This window comes from Streptomyces sp. NPDC090021 (assembly GCF_044748225.1).
Lineage (GTDB): Bacteria > Actinomycetota > Actinomycetes > Streptomycetales > Streptomycetaceae > Streptomyces.
Genome location: NZ_JBIVFO010000094.1, coordinates 1 through 1,539, shown reverse-complemented (window position 1 = coordinate 1,539; position 1,539 = coordinate 1). Strand labels below are relative to the sequence as shown.

Sequence of the window (1,539 nt, the reverse complement as noted above, 5' to 3'; positions counted from 1 at the left end):
CAATGCCGTTCGGTTAGGGGTTCGGTTGGCGGCGCAACGCTCGGCGTTTCGGCTGGTGATACGGGTGCAGCCCTTGTAGTGGTTCTCGGGTCCGCCAAGACTCGTGTTCCTCCACAAGGGCTGCAGTGTCCGATTCTGTCATTACGTATGCTCCCGGCGCGTTGGCCGTGGGGCACCTGGGCGAGTTGACCCAGGTTGTTCCGTTCGAGCTCGTCGACGAGGCGCTCGCCTCCGCGGGCGGTCTGCAGCATCGGATGCGGCGGCTGCCGTCCCGGGTGGTGGTCTACCTCCTCCTCGCCGGCGCGCTGTTCACCGGGCAGGGCTGGGTGCGGGTCTGGTCCCACCTGACCGCCTCGCTCCCTGTGCCGCTGCCCTCACCGGCGCCTTCGTCGATCACGGCTGCGATGCGGCGGGTCGGCCCCAAGCCGTTGAAAGCCCTGTTCGACCTGGTCAAAGGCCCCGCAGCGGTGACCGCGACACAGGTGACACAGTTCGCGGACAGGCTGGTGGTCGCGATCGACGGCACCCAGATACCGCTGCCGGACACGCCCGCGAACCTGTCGGTGTTCCCCAAGGCGAAAGCCGGGCCGAACGGGCCGGCCGGTTACCCGATGATGAGGCTGGTCGCCCTGGTGGCCTGCGGGACCAGAACACTCCTGGACGCCGTCTTCGGCACCGATGCCACCGGCGAGCTGACCTACGCCGGTGACCTGGTCACCACCGCGGGCCGGACCGGAACACTCCGGCCCGGAATGCTGCTGCTCGGTGACCGGAACTTCTCGGCCACCGCCTTCGTGGGCACGGTCGCGTCCACCGGCGCGGACTTCCTCATCCGCGCCAAGACCCACAGCACAGCGCTCAAGCTGCCGGTCCTGCGCCGTCTGCCCGACGGCACGTTCCTGTCCCGCGTCGGCGAGGTCACCGTCCGTGTCATCGAAGCCCACATCACCCTCACCCTTGCCGACGGCGCCGATGAGCGCCCAGTCACCCAGGGCGCCTACCGGCTCGTCACCAGCCTGCTCGACCCCAGTGAGGCATCCGCGACCGGTCTGGTCAGGCTTTACCACGAGCGCTGGGAGATCGAGACCGGCTACTGCGAGCTGAAATCGACCATTCTCGGCGGGAGAGTCCTGCGCGGACGCCACCCGGCGGCCGTCGCCCAGGAGACCTGGGCGCTCCTGGTCGCCTACCAGGCGCTACGCACCGCGATGAGTGACGCTGTCCTGCACCGGCCCGACATAGACCCCGACCGTGCCGCATTCACCATCGCGCTGAACACGGCACGTGACCAGATCATCCGCGCCGCCGGCATCATCTCCCACACCCGCGTCGACCTCGTCGGCCGGATCGGCGCCGCGATACTCGACAACCTCCTGCCCGCCCGCCGGGACCGGACCCGGCCCCGCGTGAAGAAACGAGCGATCAGCTCGAAGTACCGCGCCGTCGGCCGCGACGTCGACCACCGAACCCACAGGACCACCATCCATATCGAGCACAACCCCTTGCCAAACCCGCCAGACGGCTAACCGAACGGCATTG

General features: G+C 68.6%; 1 protein-coding gene. It reads left to right on the top strand.

Annotation, left to right across the window (positions count from 1 at the left end; genetic code table 11):
* Positions 1-125 precede the first annotated feature (125 nt).
* Positions 126-1,526, top strand: coding sequence for an IS4 family transposase (locus ACIPXC_RS35000; protein WP_401626543.1), 1,401 nt, complete (start codon positions 126-128; stop codon positions 1,524-1,526).
* Positions 1,527-1,539: the final 13 nt, after the last annotated feature.